General features: G+C 64.9%; 16 protein-coding genes. 7 read left to right on the top strand and 9 right to left on the bottom strand.

Going from position 1 to position 15,431, the window contains the following annotated elements:
- Entirely contained in the window at positions 1-855 is an 855-nt protein-coding gene (locus tag AC1DZ8_RS25535; protein ID WP_477300943.1) for a sugar phosphate isomerase/epimerase family protein, read from the top strand.
- 171 nt (positions 856-1,026) lie between these two features.
- Here the strand turns inward: AC1DZ8_RS25535 and AC1DZ8_RS25530 are convergent, their stop codons facing one another.
- From AC1DZ8_RS25530 to pcaQ, 8 genes are all read right to left on the bottom strand, one after another.
- Positions 1,027-2,472, bottom strand: a complete 1,446-nt coding sequence (locus AC1DZ8_RS25530; protein ID WP_477300945.1) for an aldehyde dehydrogenase — start codon at positions 2,470-2,472, stop codon at positions 1,027-1,029.
- Between the two features lie 87 nt (positions 2,473-2,559).
- Positions 2,560-3,345, bottom strand: coding sequence for a coniferyl-alcohol dehydrogenase (locus AC1DZ8_RS25525; protein WP_477301471.1), 786 nt, complete (start codon positions 3,343-3,345; stop codon positions 2,560-2,562).
- A gap of 2 nt (positions 3,346-3,347) precedes the next feature.
- Positions 3,348-4,412: a branched-chain amino acid ABC transporter permease gene (locus AC1DZ8_RS25520; protein WP_477300947.1), complete on the bottom strand. Its 1,065-nt coding sequence runs from the start codon at positions 4,410-4,412 to the stop codon at positions 3,348-3,350.
- Positions 4,409-5,305: a branched-chain amino acid ABC transporter permease gene (locus AC1DZ8_RS25515; protein WP_477300949.1), complete on the bottom strand. Its 897-nt coding sequence runs from the start codon at positions 5,303-5,305 to the stop codon at positions 4,409-4,411. Before AC1DZ8_RS25515 ends, AC1DZ8_RS25520 begins: the two co-directional genes overlap by 4 nt.
- Positions 5,302-6,024: an ABC transporter ATP-binding protein gene (locus tag AC1DZ8_RS25510; RefSeq protein ID WP_477300951.1), complete on the bottom strand. Its 723-nt coding sequence runs from the start codon at positions 6,022-6,024 to the stop codon at positions 5,302-5,304. Before AC1DZ8_RS25510 ends, AC1DZ8_RS25515 begins: the two co-directional genes overlap by 4 nt.
- Positions 6,021-6,695, bottom strand: coding sequence for an ABC transporter ATP-binding protein (locus AC1DZ8_RS25505; RefSeq protein WP_477301473.1), 675 nt, complete (start codon positions 6,693-6,695; stop codon positions 6,021-6,023). Before AC1DZ8_RS25505 ends, AC1DZ8_RS25510 begins: the two co-directional genes overlap by 4 nt.
- 89 nt (positions 6,696-6,784) lie before the next feature.
- A complete protein-coding gene (locus AC1DZ8_RS25500) occupies positions 6,785-8,083 on the bottom strand; it encodes an ABC transporter substrate-binding protein (RefSeq protein WP_477300953.1) in 1,299 nt (432 codons plus the stop codon).
- A 298-nt stretch (positions 8,084-8,381) separates the two neighbouring features.
- On the bottom strand, positions 8,382-9,299 hold the full coding sequence (gene pcaQ / locus AC1DZ8_RS25495; RefSeq protein ID WP_477300955.1) for a pca operon transcription factor PcaQ: 918 nt from the start codon (positions 9,297-9,299) through the stop codon (positions 8,382-8,384).
- A 93-nt stretch (positions 9,300-9,392) separates the two neighbouring features.
- On the opposite strand from pcaQ, the gene pcaD reads away from it, so the two are divergent.
- From pcaD to pobA, 6 genes are read left to right on the top strand one after another with little or no spacing between them, the layout of a single operon-like run.
- Positions 9,393-10,202 carry a 3-oxoadipate enol-lactonase gene (gene pcaD, locus AC1DZ8_RS25490; protein ID WP_477300957.1) on the top strand — a complete coding sequence of 270 codons (810 nt, stop codon included), beginning with the start codon at positions 9,393-9,395 and terminating at the stop codon, positions 10,200-10,202.
- A complete protein-coding gene (gene pcaC, locus AC1DZ8_RS25485) occupies positions 10,195-10,608 on the top strand; it encodes a 4-carboxymuconolactone decarboxylase (protein ID WP_477300959.1) in 414 nt (137 codons plus the stop codon). Before pcaD ends, pcaC begins: the two co-directional genes overlap by 8 nt.
- Positions 10,598-11,353 carry a protocatechuate 3,4-dioxygenase subunit beta gene (gene pcaH, locus AC1DZ8_RS25480; protein WP_477301475.1) on the top strand — a complete coding sequence of 252 codons (756 nt, stop codon included), beginning with the start codon at positions 10,598-10,600 and terminating at the stop codon, positions 11,351-11,353. Before pcaC ends, pcaH begins: the two co-directional genes overlap by 11 nt.
- Positions 11,353-11,967 (top strand): protocatechuate 3,4-dioxygenase subunit alpha, encoded by a 615-nt coding sequence (gene pcaG / locus AC1DZ8_RS25475; RefSeq protein WP_477300961.1) that lies wholly within the window; start codon positions 11,353-11,355, stop codon positions 11,965-11,967. Before pcaH ends, pcaG begins: the two co-directional genes overlap by 1 nt.
- Before the next feature lie 18 nt (positions 11,968-11,985).
- Complete coding sequence (locus AC1DZ8_RS25470) at positions 11,986-13,038, top strand: 3-carboxy-cis,cis-muconate cycloisomerase (protein WP_477300963.1); 1,053 nt, start codon at positions 11,986-11,988, stop codon at positions 13,036-13,038.
- The gene (gene pobA / locus AC1DZ8_RS25465) at positions 13,038-14,210 is read left to right on the top strand and encodes a 4-hydroxybenzoate 3-monooxygenase (protein ID WP_477300965.1); all 1,173 of its coding nucleotides are present in this window, start codon (positions 13,038-13,040) and stop codon (positions 14,208-14,210) included. The genes AC1DZ8_RS25470 and pobA overlap by 1 nt, the downstream gene beginning before the upstream one ends.
- A gap of 13 nt (positions 14,211-14,223) precedes the next feature.
- Here pobA and pcaF read toward each other — a convergent pair whose 3' ends face one another.
- Positions 14,224-15,429, bottom strand: a complete 1,206-nt coding sequence (gene pcaF, locus AC1DZ8_RS25460) for a 3-oxoadipyl-CoA thiolase (protein WP_477301477.1) — start codon at positions 15,427-15,429, stop codon at positions 14,224-14,226.
- Positions 15,430-15,431: the final 2 nt, after the last annotated feature.

Raw genomic sequence — 15,431 nt, 5'->3', positions numbered from 1 at the left:
ATGAACACTTTTGGACTGCACACTTTCGCCATTGCGCCGGTCTGGGATCTCGATCTGATCGAGCCGCAGATGGAGCGGCTGAAAGGGCTCGGAATCGGTCTGCTCGAAATCCCGCTGCTGCGTCCCGAGGAGATCGACACCAAGCGCACCCGCGCTTTCGCCGAACGGCAAGGTGTCGAGCTCATCCCGTCGCTCGGCCTGCCGCGCGCGCTCGACGTGGTGGCGCGGCCGGACGAAGCGTTGGCCTTTCTCGAGCCGGCCTTTGCCGTGTGCGAAGCGGTCGGCAGTGAAGCGCTGGGTGGCGTTACCTATGGCACGATCGGCAAGACAACAGGTCGCGCGCCGACGGCGGAAGAGATCGATGGTATGTGCCGTTTCCTGGTGCGTGCTGCAAAAGCCGCCAAGGCGCATGGGCTGAAACTCGGCATCGAGCCGTGCAACCGCTACGAGACGCATCTGATCAATCGCGGCATCGACGCGACGCGGATCATCGAGCGCGTCGGCGCCGACAACATCTTTATCCACCTCGACACCTACCACATGCATATCGAGGAGGAGAGTTTTGCGGCCGGTTTCAAGGCAGCCGCGCCCTATCTCGGCTACGTCCATGTCTCGGAAGCCAATCGCGGCGTGCCGGGGCGTGGCATGCTGAACTGGGCTGCCTGCATGAAGGCCATCGCCGATATCGGCTATACCGGCGCGATTACGCTCGAAAGCATGAATCATGTCGATGTCGATATAGCCGGCGGGTTGGCGGTGTGGCGTCCGGTGGCGGACAATCCGGACGATGTCATCGGTGTTGGATTGCCGTTCCTGCGCGAGGAAGCGCGGAAGGCGGGATTGACGCTCGGGTGAGGGTTCTTCCCTTCTCCCCCTGTGGGAGAAGGTGGCCTCGCGAAGCGAGGTCGGATGAGGGGTGTTCCAGGGAACGCCGACCTCTCACTCCGCTGCAACACCCCTCAACCGTCTCGGCGCTAAAGCGCCGATCCACCTTCTCCCACAAGGGGAGAAGGAAGAAAGAAAGAATCAAAACGGATAGTGCTGGCCGGGATCCTCGATCGTCAGCCAGCGCAGGTCGGTGAATTCGGCGATCGAGGCCTTGCCGCCGAAGCGGCCATAGCCCGAGCCCTTGACGCCGCCGAACGGCATCTGCGCCTCGTCGCCGACGGTCGGGCCGTTGATGTGGCAGATGCCGGCCTCGATGCGGGCGGCAACGGCCATGGCGCGGCGGATGTCGCGGCTGAAGACGGCCGACGACAGGCCGTATTCGGTGTCGTTGGCGACGCGCACGGCCTCGTCTTCGCCCCTGACGCGGATCACCGGCTTGACCGGACCGAAGGATTCTTCGGCATAGACGCGCATGGCCGGCGTGACGTGGTCGAGCAGTGTCGCTTCGACCACGGTGCCGGTGCGCTTGCCGCCGGCCACCAGCTTGGCGCCCTTGGCGACCGCATCGGCCACCAGCTCTTCCATCTTGTCGGCGGACTGGCTGCTGATCAGCGAGCCCAGCACGACATGGCCGCGCGGGTCGCCTGCCGGCAGCTGCGAGGCGCGGGCGGCGAGCTTGGCGACGAACTCGTCGGCGACCTTCTCGTCGACCACCAGGCGTTCGGTCGACATGCAGATCTGGCCCTGATGCATGTAGGCGCCGAAGGCCGCCGCATTGACCGCAGCGTCGATGTCGGCATCGTCGAGCACGACCAGCGGCGCCTTGCCGCCAAGTTCGAGCAGAGCCGGCTTCAGGTGCTTGCCGGCGAGTTCGGCGATGATCCGGCCGACCTTGGTCGAGCCGGTGAAGTTGACGCGCCTGACCGCAGGATGCGCGACCAGCGCCTCGACGATTGCCGCGGCGTCCTTTGGGTCATTGGTAACGACATTGATAACGCCTTTCGGCAGGCCGGCCTCGACCAGCACCTGGCCGATCAGCCGGTGCGTGCCCGGGCACATTTCGGAGGCTTTCAGCACCACCGTGTTGCCGCAGGCAATCGGCATGGCGATGGCGCGCGTGCCAAGGATGACCGGCGCGTTCCACGGCGCGATGCCGAGGCAGACGCCGGCCGGCTGGCGGATCGCCATGGCAAGCGTGCCCGGCTTGTCGGAGGGGATGACCTCGCCCGAGATCTGCGTGGTCATGGCGGCTGCCTCGCGCAACATCTTGGCGGCCAGCATGACGTTGAAGCCGGCCCAGGGACCGGTGGCACCGGTTTCTTCCATCATCAATCTGGTGAATTCGCCGACCTTGGAATCCATCACATCGGCCGCCTTGGACAGCAAAGCGCGGCGCTCGCCAGGTCCAGTCTTCGACCAGCTCTTGAAGGCGGTGGCAGCGGCTTCGACCGCGGCGTTGGCATCGGCCACGCTGGCTGCGGCGGCGCGCGTCGCCAGCTTGCCGGTGAACGGATCCATGCGCTCGTACGACGCAGCACCCGACGCATCCCTTTTATCGCCGTCGATCAGAAGTCCGATGTCCATTGTTTTCTCCCTCGCTCTGATGGAGCGTCTTTTGTTGTTGACCATGATCTAATCCGAAAACCGGTTCCCACTTTTCGGGATCATGGTCTAGAAGCCGAGCACTTCGGCGTTGATCGATGCTTCGAGGCCGCCGTCAACCGGCACATTGGCGCCGTTGACCCAGCGCGCGCCGTCCGAGCATAGGAACAGCACGACAGGCGCGATATCGCCCGAGGTGCCGGCTCGTCCGACACGTGCGATATCGCTGTCGACGCGGGCATCGCCCAGCACAGTGCGAAATTGCTTCAGGATCGGCGTCTCGACCGGGCCGGGGCTGACCGCATTGACGCGGATGCCGCGGCTTCTGAACAGCTCCTGATGCGCGGCGCGTTGCGTCCACAACACGAGCAGTTCCTTGGAAACGGGGTAGCCTTCCTCGTTCTTGACCTGATGGTCGGCGACCACTTTGGCGACGTCGGGAAAACCTTCGATGCCGACCATCGACGCCGCGCGATTGAGGTTGGCGCGCCAGCCATAGCCGGCGATCGAGGCGACGTTGACGACGGCGCCGCCTTCGCGAAGCTTTGGCGCGAGGCCTTCTGAGAGCGCGCGCAGGCCGTAGAAGTTGACTGCCAGTGTCGACACCGCGCCGGTGTTGCCGGAGAGGCCTGCGACGTTGCAGAGCGCATCGATGCGCTGCGGCAGGGATGCAACGAGATCATCGACGCCGGCCTTGGACGAGATGTCCGCCCTAACGAAGCTGCCGACCGGTGCAGCCGGCTCACGCACATCGACGCCGATCACGTCCGCGCCGAGCTGACCGGCAAGCTCCGCGGTGCGGGCGCCAATGCCGGAAGCGACACCGGTGATCAGAATGGTCTTGCCGAAAAGCATGGTCACGCCTTCTCCCGATGTGCCGTGGTTTCGTGCGACTCTGTCGCCGTGTCCGCATCGCCGGCGTTTGCCGGGAGCCGGACGCGATAGCCGACCGGCAGGAGCCGGACGCCGAAGCGCTCCTCGATCGTTCCCCACAGGCCGCGCGGCAGGAACAGCGAAAACAACACCGCGGTGGCGCCGAGGCCGATCAGGTACCAGACGCCGGTGCCGCCGAACCAGGTCTCGATGAGGAAGAACAGCAGGGCGCCGAGGATGGCGCCTTCGAAGGTGCCGATGCCGCCGACCAGAACCATGAAGATCATGTAGGCGGTCCATTGGACGTTGAAGTAGGTCTTCGGCTGGAAGGTGATCGAGGTCGCCAGCCACAGCGCGCCGGCCATGCCGATGCCGAAGGCGGCGAGCACGAACAGAAGCCGCTTGGTGCCGGTGACACGCACGCCGACCGATGCGGCGGCATCCTCATTGTCCCTGATGGCGCGGATGGCCGCGCCGGTGCTGCCGCGCAGCAGACCGAACAGGATGGCAAGCAGCGCCGTCATCGAGGCCAGCGCCAGCCAGTAGATCGTCGCCCGCCTGGCGCCGGCGTCATAGACGTTGAGCGAGATCAGCGACGTCCCGGTCTCGCCCTGCACCAGCCGGTCGAGATTGACCAGGAGATGGGTGAGCGCCGCGATCACCCACATGCCGATGGCGAACTCACCATTCCGCAGCCGCAGCATGAACAGCGACATCGGCCAGGAGATCGCGCCGACAATGATCGCCGAGACGAACAGCGAGGCGAACGGGTTGAGGCCGGCATCGGCGAGACGAATGGCGAAATAGGCACCGAGCCCGAAGAACACTTGCTGGCCAACTGAGACCAGGCCGCCGAAGCCGGCAAGCGCATTCCACATCGCCGCCAGGATCACATAGATGAACAAGGCCGTCATGCGGTCGACCGCGCCGGCCGACAGGAAATGCGGCGCAACGCCAAGCAGCGCGATGATGACGACGACCGCAATCGCCGAGATGCGCGAAGCAGGTGTGCCGCGCTCGATGACGGGGGAGGTCGAAACCGCGCTCATGTCGTCTTCCTCGCGGGCAGGCGCAGCAGACCGCGCAGGCCGAGGCCCGACGTGGAGAGCCGGATGAACAGCACGATTAGGAAGGCGACATGGCCGCCGATGAGAAAACCTTGCGGATGCACCTGCGCGCCGAGCGTTTGGGCCAGCGCCAGCACGATGCCGCCGACCAGCGTACCCCACAGCGAACCCGCGCCGCCGATCACGGCCGCCTCGAAAGCGAACAGCAATTGCGGTGCGCCGGTATAGGGATCGAAGGTGGCGCGCATGCCCAGGAACGCGCCGGCAAGACCGACGGTGACCATGGCGATAGCGGCGGCAAGGGCGTTGGCGCGGCGCGCATCGACGCCGACGAGGCCAGCGGTATCAGGATCTTCCGAGGTGGCGCGGATCGAGCGGCCGAGCCTGGTGCGGGTGAGGAACAGCTGCAGCCCGCCAAGCAGGATCACGGCGGCGGCGAACATGATGACGGCGAGCTTGCCGACATAGATGCTGCCCGGCCATTCCCAGGAATCGTAGGAGAGGCTGCCGATATAGGGCGCCAGCGACCGTGTGTCGGCGCCGAACTGTTCGAACAGCGCATTGTCGATGACGATGGCGAGGCCGAAGGTGGTGAGGATCGGCAGCAGCGCGCCGCCGCGTGCGCTGCGCTCGAGCAGGAAGCGCTGCAGCGCCCAGCCGATCGCCGCCATCAGTGGCAGCACGATGAGCAGGCCGACGAAAGGCGAGATGTGGAATTGCGAGGCGAGCCACCACAGCGCATAGGCCGAAAACACCGCAAGGCTGCCATGCGCCAGGTTGATGATGCGCATCACCGAAAACATGAAGGAGAGGCCGCAGGCGATCAGCGCGTAGTAGCCGCCAAGCAGGATGCCCTGGACGATCTGGTTGCTCATGCCGGCACCGCGCTTTTCCGGTGCAGGCCGAAATAGGCCTTCGTCACCTCGTCGCGCGAGATCCCCTTGCTCGAACCCTCGAGCGCCACGCGTCCTTCGAGCATGCAAATGACTTTGTCCGAGACCGAGAGCGCGCGGTTGAGATCCTGTTCGACCAGGATGATCGTCGTGCCGGAGCTGATCAGTCCTTGCAGCGAAGCGTAGACGCGGTCGACCACTAGCGGCGACAGGCCGAGCGAGACCTCGTCGAGCAGCAGCAGTTCCGGATTGCTCATCAGGGCGCGGCCGATGGCCGTGGCCTGCTGCTCGCCACCGGAAAGATGCCCGGTCTTGGCATGGCGGCGTGACTTGAGGTTGGGAAAGGTGTCGAGCACTCGTTCCACGCTCCAGTCGCCGGGACGGCCGGCGGTCTTGCCAAGCAGGAGGTTCTCTTCGACCGTCATCTGGACAAACAGTTTTCGCCCTTCCGGCACCAGCGCTATGCCCATGCCGACGCGCTTGTGCGACGGCACGCCGGTGATATCGGCGCCGTCGAGGAGCACGTGGCCGGCCGTCGGCGGATGCGCGCCGGCGATCGCCCTGAGCAGCGTCGTCTTGCCGGCGCCGTTGGCGCCGACCAACGCCAGCGTTTCGCCGCGCTCGATCGTAAAGTTCACACCGCGCACCGCCTGCAAGAGGCCGTGGCGGACAACCAGGTTCTCGATTGCGAGCAGGCTCATTTCGGGCCTCCGCCGAGATAGGCGCGCACGACTTCCGGGTCGGCCATCACCGCTTGCGGCTCGCCGTCGGCGATGATCTTGCCGGCATCCATGCAGATCAGCCGCTCGGCCACCTGCAGCAGGATATGGACGATATGCTCGATCCAGACGATGCCGATCTTGCGCCGGCGCAATTCCTTGATCGTATCGACAAGCTCGCTCGCTTCGCCATCGGTCAGCCCGCCACCGATCTCATCGAGCAGAAGCAGCGTCGGTCTTGCGGCAAGCGCGCGGGCCAGTTCCAGCCGCTTGCGGTCGAGCAGGCCGAGCGTTTCGGCGCGGCGGTTGGCGACGCCCATCATGCCGCAGAGTTTCAGCGAGCTGAGCGCCTCCGCGTAGGCTTCGTCGCGGGCGAGACCAGCGCCATGCGACGCAGCGACGAAGACGTTCTCGAAGGTGGTCATGCCGCTGAATGGTTTCGGCACCTGGTGCGTGCGCACCAGGCCGAGGCGACAGCGGGCTGTGGCCGGCAGCGCTGTCACGTCACCACCCCTAAATGCGACGGTGCCGGCGCTGGGCGGAAAGGCGCCTGAAAGCACGCTGAGCAGCGTCGTCTTGCCGGCGCCGTTCGGGCCGACAATGCCGACGGCTTCATCGGCCGTCATGGCGAAGTCGATGTCATCGAGCACCACCAGCGCGCCGAAGCGTTTGTGGATGCCGGCGGCGCTGAGGATCGCAGTGTTTTGTGAACCGTCCACGATGCGATCCCCGAAACCGTCGCTCAGCCGTTATACGGCTGGAGCTTGGCCTCGACCGGCACCTTCGGGTCGGTGGCGTTCTCGGTCACGACATAGTCGAGCGGGAATTTGCTGCCGTCCTTGGCGGCCACCCACTGCGTGCCGATGATCGGGCCGGGCGAGACATTGGCGACCGGACCGCTGGTGAAGTCGACCTTGCCGATCATGGTCTCGGTGTTGAGCGTGCTCAGGGCCTTGGCGACCGCCGCCTTGTCTTTGGCGTCGGTGCTCACCTTCAGCGCTGCGAAGCCGGCGTCGAGAAGCGACATCGAGGCGCCAAGCTGCTGCGTCCACTGCTTGCCGCTCGCGGCCTCGTAGCCGTCGGCAAGCTCGGTTCCCGACACGCCGGTAAGCGGCGACTTGTAAGGGAAGGCCTTGTGCCAGTAGGCGGCGCTCGAAATCTTGTTGCCGAGATCGCCAAGCGCCTCGATGTCGGACGGGAACAGTCCGGTCTTGGCGACCTGGCAGATCTTGATCTGCTTGATCAGGCCTTGCTGTGCTGCCTGGCGCCAGAAGGCAGCGAAGTCCGGCGGAATCGGGAAGGAGTTGAAAATCTCGACGCCTTCCTGCTTGAACAGCGCGATCTGCGAGGAATAGTCGGTGGTGCCGGTCTCATAGGCGCCGGGATCGACGATGGTGAAACCCTGCTTGGCCAGCAGCGGCGCCAGATGGGCGCGGATGGCGTTGCCGTCGGCGTCGTTGGGATACATGACGCCGACCTTCTTGTTGGTCTCGATCAGGTTCCACTGGGAGATATAGGCCTTGAAGAATTCGCCGACGCCGAAGCCGAAATGATAGGTCCATTTGAAAGGCGAGGGGGCGTCCGGCTTGGCGCCGCGGCCGAAATACCAGGCCTCCCACGGCATCACAGTGGAGAGGCAAGGCACGCCTGCGGCTTCGCAGGCGTCGGCGACCGGATTGATCACCTCGGGCGTGGAGACGGCGAGCATCAGGTCGATGGCCTGGTTGTTGATCAGGTCCTTGGCGAGCTGACCTGCGCGAGAGGGATCGGACTGGGTGTCCTGGTCGATGATCTCCACACTGTATTTCTTGCCGCCGATGTCGAGGCCGCCGGCCAGCGCCTTGCGGGCGAGGTCGAGCACATAGCCGTCGGTCTGGCCGAAGCCGGCGAGCGGGCCGGTGCGCGGGCTGACAAAGCCGACTTTCAGCGTGTCGGCGGCCTGCGCGAAGGCGTTGCCACGGCTGAGCGCAAGGGCTGCGCCGCCGGCGAGAGATGTCGCGATGAACTGGCGCCGCGAGACGCCGGATTTGCTTGAGGTCATGCTGATATTCCTCCCTTTCCTGACGGTGCCTGGAGGCGACCGCCGGCCTGCTCAAAATCGGTGCCGCCCGTTGTTAGATCGGATATCGCCCCGGCTGGCTTTGAGGCGGCAGCGGAACGCTGCCAATGCCGGCAAACGGCACGATTTCGATCCTCCCATCGTCACAGTGCCCTAGGTGTTTGGTTTGGTAAAATGATATTTTGCGGTGTTTCGTTAACCCATGGGTTACGAAACTTGCCACGTTCCGCAAGTCCGCGACGGCTAAGCTGATCGCTGTGCCCTCGCGAGGACGGCTGCCTCAACTGCCTCGGCTGGCTGCCTCGCGGATGGTTTTCAGCAGGATGGCGAAGGCCGGCGAGGGGGCGGTGTCGGTTCGCATGGTCAGCCCGACGGGTCCCTTGGTCTCTTCGGTGTTGACGGGAAGCGTGACGAAGGCGCCGCTGGAGATTTCATTGGCGACGACGCCGGTCGAGATGATCCAGACGGCATCGCTCTGCCGCAGGAAGGCGCGGCCGAAGGAATCCGAGACGGTCTCGATCTCGGTCGCCGGCGCGGTCATGCCGTTGGTGATGAACAGGCGGTCGACAAAAGGGCGGATGACCGATTCCCGCGTCGGCATCAGCACCGGAAACTCGTCGAGGCGGGCGAAGATGTCCTGGCCCGGCTGCAGCAGCGGGTGGCCGGCCCGCACCACGAACAGAACCTGTTCGGAATAGAGATGCTCGAAGAAGAAGCCCGTCATGTTTTCCGGCGCTGCCAGCCGGCCGACAACAAGATCGAGCGCGCCGACGCGCAACTGTTCGAGCAGCACCGCATTCTCGCCGGTGACGATCTTGATCGCGGCGCCGGTGTTTTCACTCAGGAACAGGCTCATGGCGAGCGGCATGACCCTGGCCGACACTGTCGGCAGGGCGCCGATGCGTATCGGATGGCGGTTGATGGCGCCGTCCTGCCTGACCGAATCGACGCCGCGCTTCAGGGCGGTGATCGCCGTGCCGGCGTGGCTGAGAAAGATTTCGCCGAGCCGCGTCACCCTGATGCCGCGGCCGTCGCGTTCGACGACGGCGATGCCGAGTGCCTCTTCCAGTTCACGCAGCGTCTTGGTCACCGCCGGCGGGCTGACATGAAGGAAGTCGGCTGCCCTCGCCACGCTGCCTTGCCGCGCTACCTCAAGGAATGCCTGCAGGTGACGAAACCTTATGCGGCTTTCGGACATGGTTCTCGTAACCTCTCAGTTAATGAAACGGCGCAAAATATCATTTTACCAAACCAAATGCCTTGTGCAATGTGAACACGGAGGATCGAAATCGTGCCATTCGTCAACATTGGCGGCATCACGCTGCACCATCGTCACCTCAAGGCGGAGGGCAACGCGCGACCGGTCGTGTTCATCAATTCGCTCGGTACCGACTTTCGCATCTGGGACGAAGTGGTGTCCGGATTGAACGCTGATATGCCCTTGCTGGTTTACGACAAGCGCGGCCACGGGCTGTCCGATATTGGCGGCATCTCCTCGATCGACGATCATGTCGACGATCTCTCCGGCCTCATCGACCATTTTGGGCTGACCAATGTCGTCCTCTGCGGCCTGTCGGTCGGCGGCTTGGTCGCGCAAGGATTTTACGCGCGCCGCCCTGAACTCGTGGAAGGCCTCATTTTGTGCGATACCGCGCACAAGATCGGCACCGCCGACAGCTGGAACACCCGTATTGCAACCGTCGAGAGCAAGGGCATCCAGGCCGTCGCCGACGCCGTGCTCAAAATGTGGTTCACGCCAGCATTCCACACTGAGCGTGTCGCCGAGCTCGACGGCTACTGGAACATGATGACCCGGCAGGCCGTCGCCGGTTATGTCGGCACCTGCGCCGCGGTGCGCGATGCCGATTTCACCCAAGCCGCGCAGGCCATCGCGGTGCCCACGCTTTGCGTCGTCGGCGACCAGGACGGCTCGACGCCGCCGGACCTCGTTCGCTGGCTGGCTGATCTGATCCCCGGCGCGCGGTTCGAAATCATTCGCGACGCCGGCCACATCCCTTGCGTCGAACAGCCTGAGGCGCTGACCACCCTGATCCGAGAATTTCTCGCGTCGCTTCCTGAGAGAAAGCAGATCCATGGATGAAGTGTCCAAAAACGAAACCAGATACCGGGCCGGGCTGACGGTACGGCGCTCGGTTCTTGGCGACCCGCATGTCGACCGCAGCGAGGATGCTGTCACCGATTTCGACCGGCCGTTCCAGGAGCTGATCACCGAGGCGGCCTGGGGGACGGTGTGGGCGCGGCCGGGTTTTAGCAAACGCGAGCGTTCGATTGTGACGCTGGCCCTGCTCGCCGCACTCGGCCATGATGAAGAGGTCGCCATGCATGTGCGCGCCACCGCCAACACCGGTGCGTCGCGCGACGACATCTGCGAAGCGTTCCTGCATGTCGCGATCTATGCCGGCGTGCCGGCGGCCAACCGCGCCTTCAGGATCGCTAAGGAGGTGTTTTCGGACATGGACGGAAGCAGGAATGGCCATGCCAGCTGATGCCGGCTCGAACCGCAGGCCTAAGACCGGCGCCTTCTTCCAGCGCGACCGCAGTTGGCATCCGCCGGCGCTGACGCCGGACTACAAGACCTCGGTGCTGCGCTCGCCGCAGAAGGCGCTGCTGGCCTTCGACAACACCGCGTCCGAAATAACCGGTCCGGTGTTCGGCCACGCCATGCTGGGCGAACTTGACGCCGACCTGATCCACAATTTCGCCAAGCCGGGCGAGAGCGCCATCGGCGAGCGCATCATCGTCTATGGCCGTGTCCTCGACGAACGCGGCGTTGGTGTATCCGGCGCGCTGCTCGAATTCTGGCAGGCCAATGCGGGCGGCCGCTACCGCCACAAGAAGGACGGCTATCTCGCGCCGCTCGATCCGAATTTCGGCGGCTGCGGCCGCACCATCACCGACGCCGATGGCGGCTACGCGTTTCGCACGGTGAAACCCGGTCCGTATCCGTGGCCGAACGGGCCGAATGACTGGCGGCCGTCGCACATCCACTTTTCGGTGTTCGGCCATGGTTTTGCGCAGCGGCTGATCACGCAGATGTATTTCGAGGGCGACCCGCTGATCTGGCGCTGCCCGATCGTGCGCGGTATCCGCGACAAGGCGGCCATCGAGACGCTGATCGCCGCGCTCGACATGCAAGCAACGATCCCATTCGACGCGCGCGCCTACAAATTCGACATCGTGCTGCGCGGGCGCCGCGCCTCGCTGTTCGAAAACCGGCCGGAGGGCAATTGATGGCGCAGGCGCTCACCCGGCTGAAGGAGAGCCCGTCGCAGACAGCGGGGCCTTATGTGCATATCGGGCTGACGCCGAATTTCGGCGGCATTGGCGGTGTTTATGCCAGCGATCTCGGCGCCTCGATGATCAACGACAAGACCAAGGGCGAGCGGATCGGTTTGCGCATCCGCGTGCTCGACGGCACCGGCACGCCGCTCAGGGACGCGCTGATCGAAATTTGGCAGGCGGATGCGAACGGCTTCTACAATTCGCCGGCCGAATTGCGCGGCGATGCCGACCCAGATTTTCAGGGCTGGGGCCGTCAGCCGACCGACATGGAAACCGGCCTGTGCAGTTTTCAGACGATCAAGCCGGGGCGCGTGCCGTTCGGCGACGGACGGCGGATGGCGCCGCATATCAGCCTGTGGATCGTCGCGCGCGGCATCAACATCGGCCTCCACACAAGGCTCTATTTTTCCGACGAGGCCAAGGCCAATGCCGAGGATCCGATCCTGGCTCGCATCGAGCACAAGCTGCGCGTGCCGACGCTGATCGCCGAGCGGCAAGGTGACGCCTACATTTTCGATGTCCATCTCCAGGGGGAGAAGGAAACGGTCTTCTTCGACAGCTGACGGTCAGGAAACAGAGACATGACCGTATCGCCCTTCGACCATCCGCTGCTGTCCGGCCTGCTCGGCGACGAGGAGGCGGCGCGGCATTTTTCCGCCGACGCGGAAATCGACGCCATGCTCGATTTCGAGCGCGCGCTGGCGCAAGCCCAAGCCGAAAGCGGGATCATCGGCAAGGACACCGCGGCGGCAATTGTGTCTGTCCTGTTGTCCTACAAGCCGGATACCGCACGGCTGCGCGCCGGTGTGGCAAAGGACGGCGTGATCGTGCCCGAACTGGTGCGCCAGCTGAAGGCAGCGGTCGGCGCGCCGCACGACGCCAGCGTGCATTTTGGCGCGACCAGCCAGGATGTCATCGACACCGGTCTGGTGCTTCGCCTGCGCCGAGTGATCGACCATCTCGACTTGCTGCTGACCGAAAACATCGTCCGGCTGACGGCGCTGGAAGAGCGCTTTGGCGGCAGAGAGCTTACCGCGATGACGCGGATGCAGAAGGCGATTCCGATCCAGGCATCGGACCGCGTGGCGGTATGGCGCGCGCCGCTGCAACGGCATCAGCAGAGATTGTCGGAGCAATCGGTACGTCTGCTGGTGGTGCAATTTGGTGGCGCTGCCGGCACGCTGGAAAAGCTTGGCGACAAAGGGCCAGCGGTGCGCGCAGCCCTTGCCGCAAAACTTGGCCTCGGCGATGCGCCGCAATGGCACAGCCAGCGCGATGCGCTTGCCGAGTTCGCCGGCTTGCTGTCGCTCATCACCGGCAGCCTCGGCAAGTTCGGGCAAGACATTGCGCTGATGGCGCAGGCCGGCACGGAGATCGCGCTGAGCGGCGGCGGCGGCTCGTCGGCCATGCCGCACAAGCAGAACCCGGTGAAGGCCGAAGCGCTGGTGGCACTGGCGCGCTTCAACGCCACGCAGCTTTCCGGCATGCACCAGGCGCTGGTGCATGAGCAGGAGCGCTCCGGCGCTGCCTGGACGCTGGAATGGTTGCTTCTGCCGCAAATGGCGGTTGCGACCGCGGCCGCCTTGCGGCTCGCCGCCGAACTTGCCGGACAGATCGAAAGCCTGGGCCACTGATGCGCACAAAAATCGTCATCGTCGGCTCCGGACCGTCCGGCTTGTTGCTCGGTCAGCTTCTCAGCGGCATCGGCGTCGAGACGGTGATCCTCGAGCGTTCGAGCCGCGAACACGTGCTTGGCCGCGTGCGGGCAGGGGTGCTCGAACAAGGCACGGTCGAACTGCTGGAGGAGGCGGGCGCGGCGGCCAGGCTGCATGCCGAGGGCCTGCCGCATTCCGGCATCTCGCTCGCCTTCGGCGGCGGTCTGCACAGGCTCGATCTCACGGCGCTGACCGGTGGCAAACACGTCACCGTCTATGGCCAGACCGAGGTGACGCACGATCTGATGGACAAGCGCGAGGCGGTCGGGCTCACCACTGTCTACGAGGCGGCCAATGTCGCGCCGCACGGTTTCGACGGCGAGGCGCCTTACGTCACTTATGACAAGGATGGCGTCAGCCACCGCATCGACTGCGATTTCATCGCCGGCTGTGACGGCTATCACGGTGTCAGCCGCAAATCGGCGCCGGAACGGGCTCTGAAGACTCTCGAGCGGACCTATCCGTTCGGTTGGCTGGGCGTGCTGGCCGAGGTTCCGCCGGCCGATCACGAACTGGTCTATGCCAACCATGAGCGCGGCTTTGCGCTGTGCTCGATGCGCTCGACCCATCGCAGTCGCTACTATGTCCAGGTCCCGGCGGACGAGCGGGTCGAGGCCTGGAGCGACGACCGCTTCTGGGATGAGTTGCGCCGCCGCCTGCCGGAACAGACTGCGACCGCCGTCGTCATCGGCCCGTCCTTCGAAAAGTCGATCGCGCCGCTGCGTTCCTTCGTTGCCGAGCCGATGCGCTTCGGCCGGCTGTTCCTGGTCGGCGACGCCGCCCACATTGTGCCGCCGACCGGTGCCAAAGGTCTCAACCTCGCTGCCAGCGACGTGCGCTATCTCTTTGCCGGACTTCGCGAATTCTACCTGGACAAATCACTGGGCGGGCTCGACGCCTATTCGGCCAAGGCGCTGGCTAGGGTGTGGAAAGCGGTACGCTTTTCCTGGTGGATGACGACGATGCTGCACCGCTTTCCCGATACGGGCGATTTCGGCCAGCGCATCCAGGAGGCCGAGCTCGACTATCTCGTGCATTCGCAAGCGGCGTCGACCGCGCTTGCCGAGAACTATGTCGGTTTGCCGTATTGAGAGCGGCGCGATCTCAAACCCGCTCGAGCGCCACTGCGATGCCCTGGCCGACGCCGATGCACATGGTGGCCAGTGCATAGCGGCCGCCGCGCTCGAGCAGTTCCAGCGCCGCGGTTCCGGTGATGCGCGCGCCCGACATGCCGAGCGGATGGCCAAGCGCGATGGCGCCGCCATTCGGGTTGACGTAATCCGCGTCCTCGCCGATGCCGAGTTGGCGCAGCACGGCGATGCCTTGCGAGGCGAAGGCTTCGTTGAGTTCGATGACATCGAATTGTTGCGGTGTCAGGCCGAGGCGGGCGCACAGCTTCTTTGTCGCCGGCGCCGGGCCGATGCCCATGATCCGCGGCGCAACCCCGGCGGCAGCGCCGCCGAGGATGCGGGCGATCGGCGTCAGGCCATATTTCTTTACAGCCGCTTCCGAAGCGACGATCAGCGCTGCCGCGCCATCGTTGACGCCGGAAGCGTTGCCGGCGGTGACCGTGCCGCCCTGGCGAAACGGCGTCGGCAATTTCGCGAGCGACTCCACTGTGGTTCCCGCGCGCGGATGCTCGTCCTTTGATACGACAACCGCATCGCCCTTCTTCTGCGGGATGGTCACCGGGGTGATCTCCTTCGCCAACCGGCCATTGGCCTGCGCGGCAACGGCCTTGTCCTGGCTGCGCACGGCGAAGGCATCCTGATCGGGGCGCGACACGGAAAAATCCTCGGCGACGTTCTCGCCGGTCTCCGGCATGGAATCGACGCCGTATTGCTTCTTCATCAGCGGGTTGATGAAGCGCCAGCCGATTGTGGTGTCGTAAATCTCGGCGTGACGCGAAAAGGCCGACTCTGCCTTGGGCATGACGAAGGGGGCGCGGCTCATCGATTCGACACCGCCGGCAATCATCAATTCGGCCTCGCCGGCCTTGATGGCGCGGGCGGCGATGGTGACGGCATCCATGCCGGAGCCGCAGAGGCGATTGACGGTCGACCCCGACACTTCCTTCGGCAGTCCGGCCAGAAGCAGCGACATGCGCGCCACATTGCGGTTGTCCTCACCAGCCTGGTTGGCGCAGCCGTAAACGACGTCGTCCACCGCCTGCCAGTCGATGCCGGGATTGCGTTCGATCAGCGCCTTCAGCGGGATCGCGCCAAGATCGTCGGCGCGCACCGAGGACAGCGAACCGCCGAAGCGGCCAATCGGGGTGCGGATGTAGTCGCAGATGAAGGCCTCGGCCATGT

Source organism: Mesorhizobium sp. P2_F7 (assembly GCF_056403695.1).
The sequence above is the reverse complement of the archived record's forward strand: the minus strand, read 5'-3'. Positions and strand labels throughout refer to the sequence as shown.

Excerpts from the sequence above, each read along its gene's own strand:
- AC1DZ8_RS25535 (WP_477300943.1), top strand. The coding sequence starts at position 1 with ATGAACACTTTTGGACTGCACACTTTCGCCATTGCGCCGGTCTGGGAT.
- AC1DZ8_RS25530 (WP_477300945.1), bottom strand. The coding sequence starts at position 2,472 with ATGGACATCGGACTTCTGATCGACGGCGATAAAAGGGATGCGTCGGGT.
- AC1DZ8_RS25525 (WP_477301471.1), bottom strand. The coding sequence starts at position 3,345 with ATGCTTTTCGGCAAGACCATTCTGATCACCGGTGTCGCTTCCGGCATT.
- AC1DZ8_RS25520 (WP_477300947.1), bottom strand. The coding sequence starts at position 4,412 with ATGAGCGCGGTTTCGACCTCCCCCGTCATCGAGCGCGGCACACCTGCT.
- AC1DZ8_RS25515 (WP_477300949.1), bottom strand. The coding sequence starts at position 5,305 with ATGAGCAACCAGATCGTCCAGGGCATCCTGCTTGGCGGCTACTACGCG.
- AC1DZ8_RS25510 (WP_477300951.1), bottom strand. The coding sequence starts at position 6,024 with ATGAGCCTGCTCGCAATCGAGAACCTGGTTGTCCGCCACGGCCTCTTG.
- AC1DZ8_RS25500 (WP_477300953.1), bottom strand. The coding sequence starts at position 8,083 with ATGACCTCAAGCAAATCCGGCGTCTCGCGGCGCCAGTTCATCGCGACA.
- pcaQ (WP_477300955.1), bottom strand. The coding sequence starts at position 9,299 with ATGTCCGAAAGCCGCATAAGGTTTCGTCACCTGCAGGCATTCCTTGAG.
- pcaC (WP_477300959.1), top strand. The coding sequence starts at position 10,195 with ATGGATGAAGTGTCCAAAAACGAAACCAGATACCGGGCCGGGCTGACG.
- pcaH (WP_477301475.1), top strand. The coding sequence starts at position 10,598 with ATGCCAGCTGATGCCGGCTCGAACCGCAGGCCTAAGACCGGCGCCTTC.
- pcaG (WP_477300961.1), top strand. The coding sequence starts at position 11,353 with ATGGCGCAGGCGCTCACCCGGCTGAAGGAGAGCCCGTCGCAGACAGCG.
- AC1DZ8_RS25470 (WP_477300963.1), top strand. The coding sequence starts at position 11,986 with ATGACCGTATCGCCCTTCGACCATCCGCTGCTGTCCGGCCTGCTCGGC.
- pobA (WP_477300965.1), top strand. The coding sequence starts at position 13,038 with ATGCGCACAAAAATCGTCATCGTCGGCTCCGGACCGTCCGGCTTGTTG.
- pcaF (WP_477301477.1), bottom strand. The coding sequence starts at position 15,429 with ATGGCCGAGGCCTTCATCTGCGACTACATCCGCACCCCGATTGGCCGC.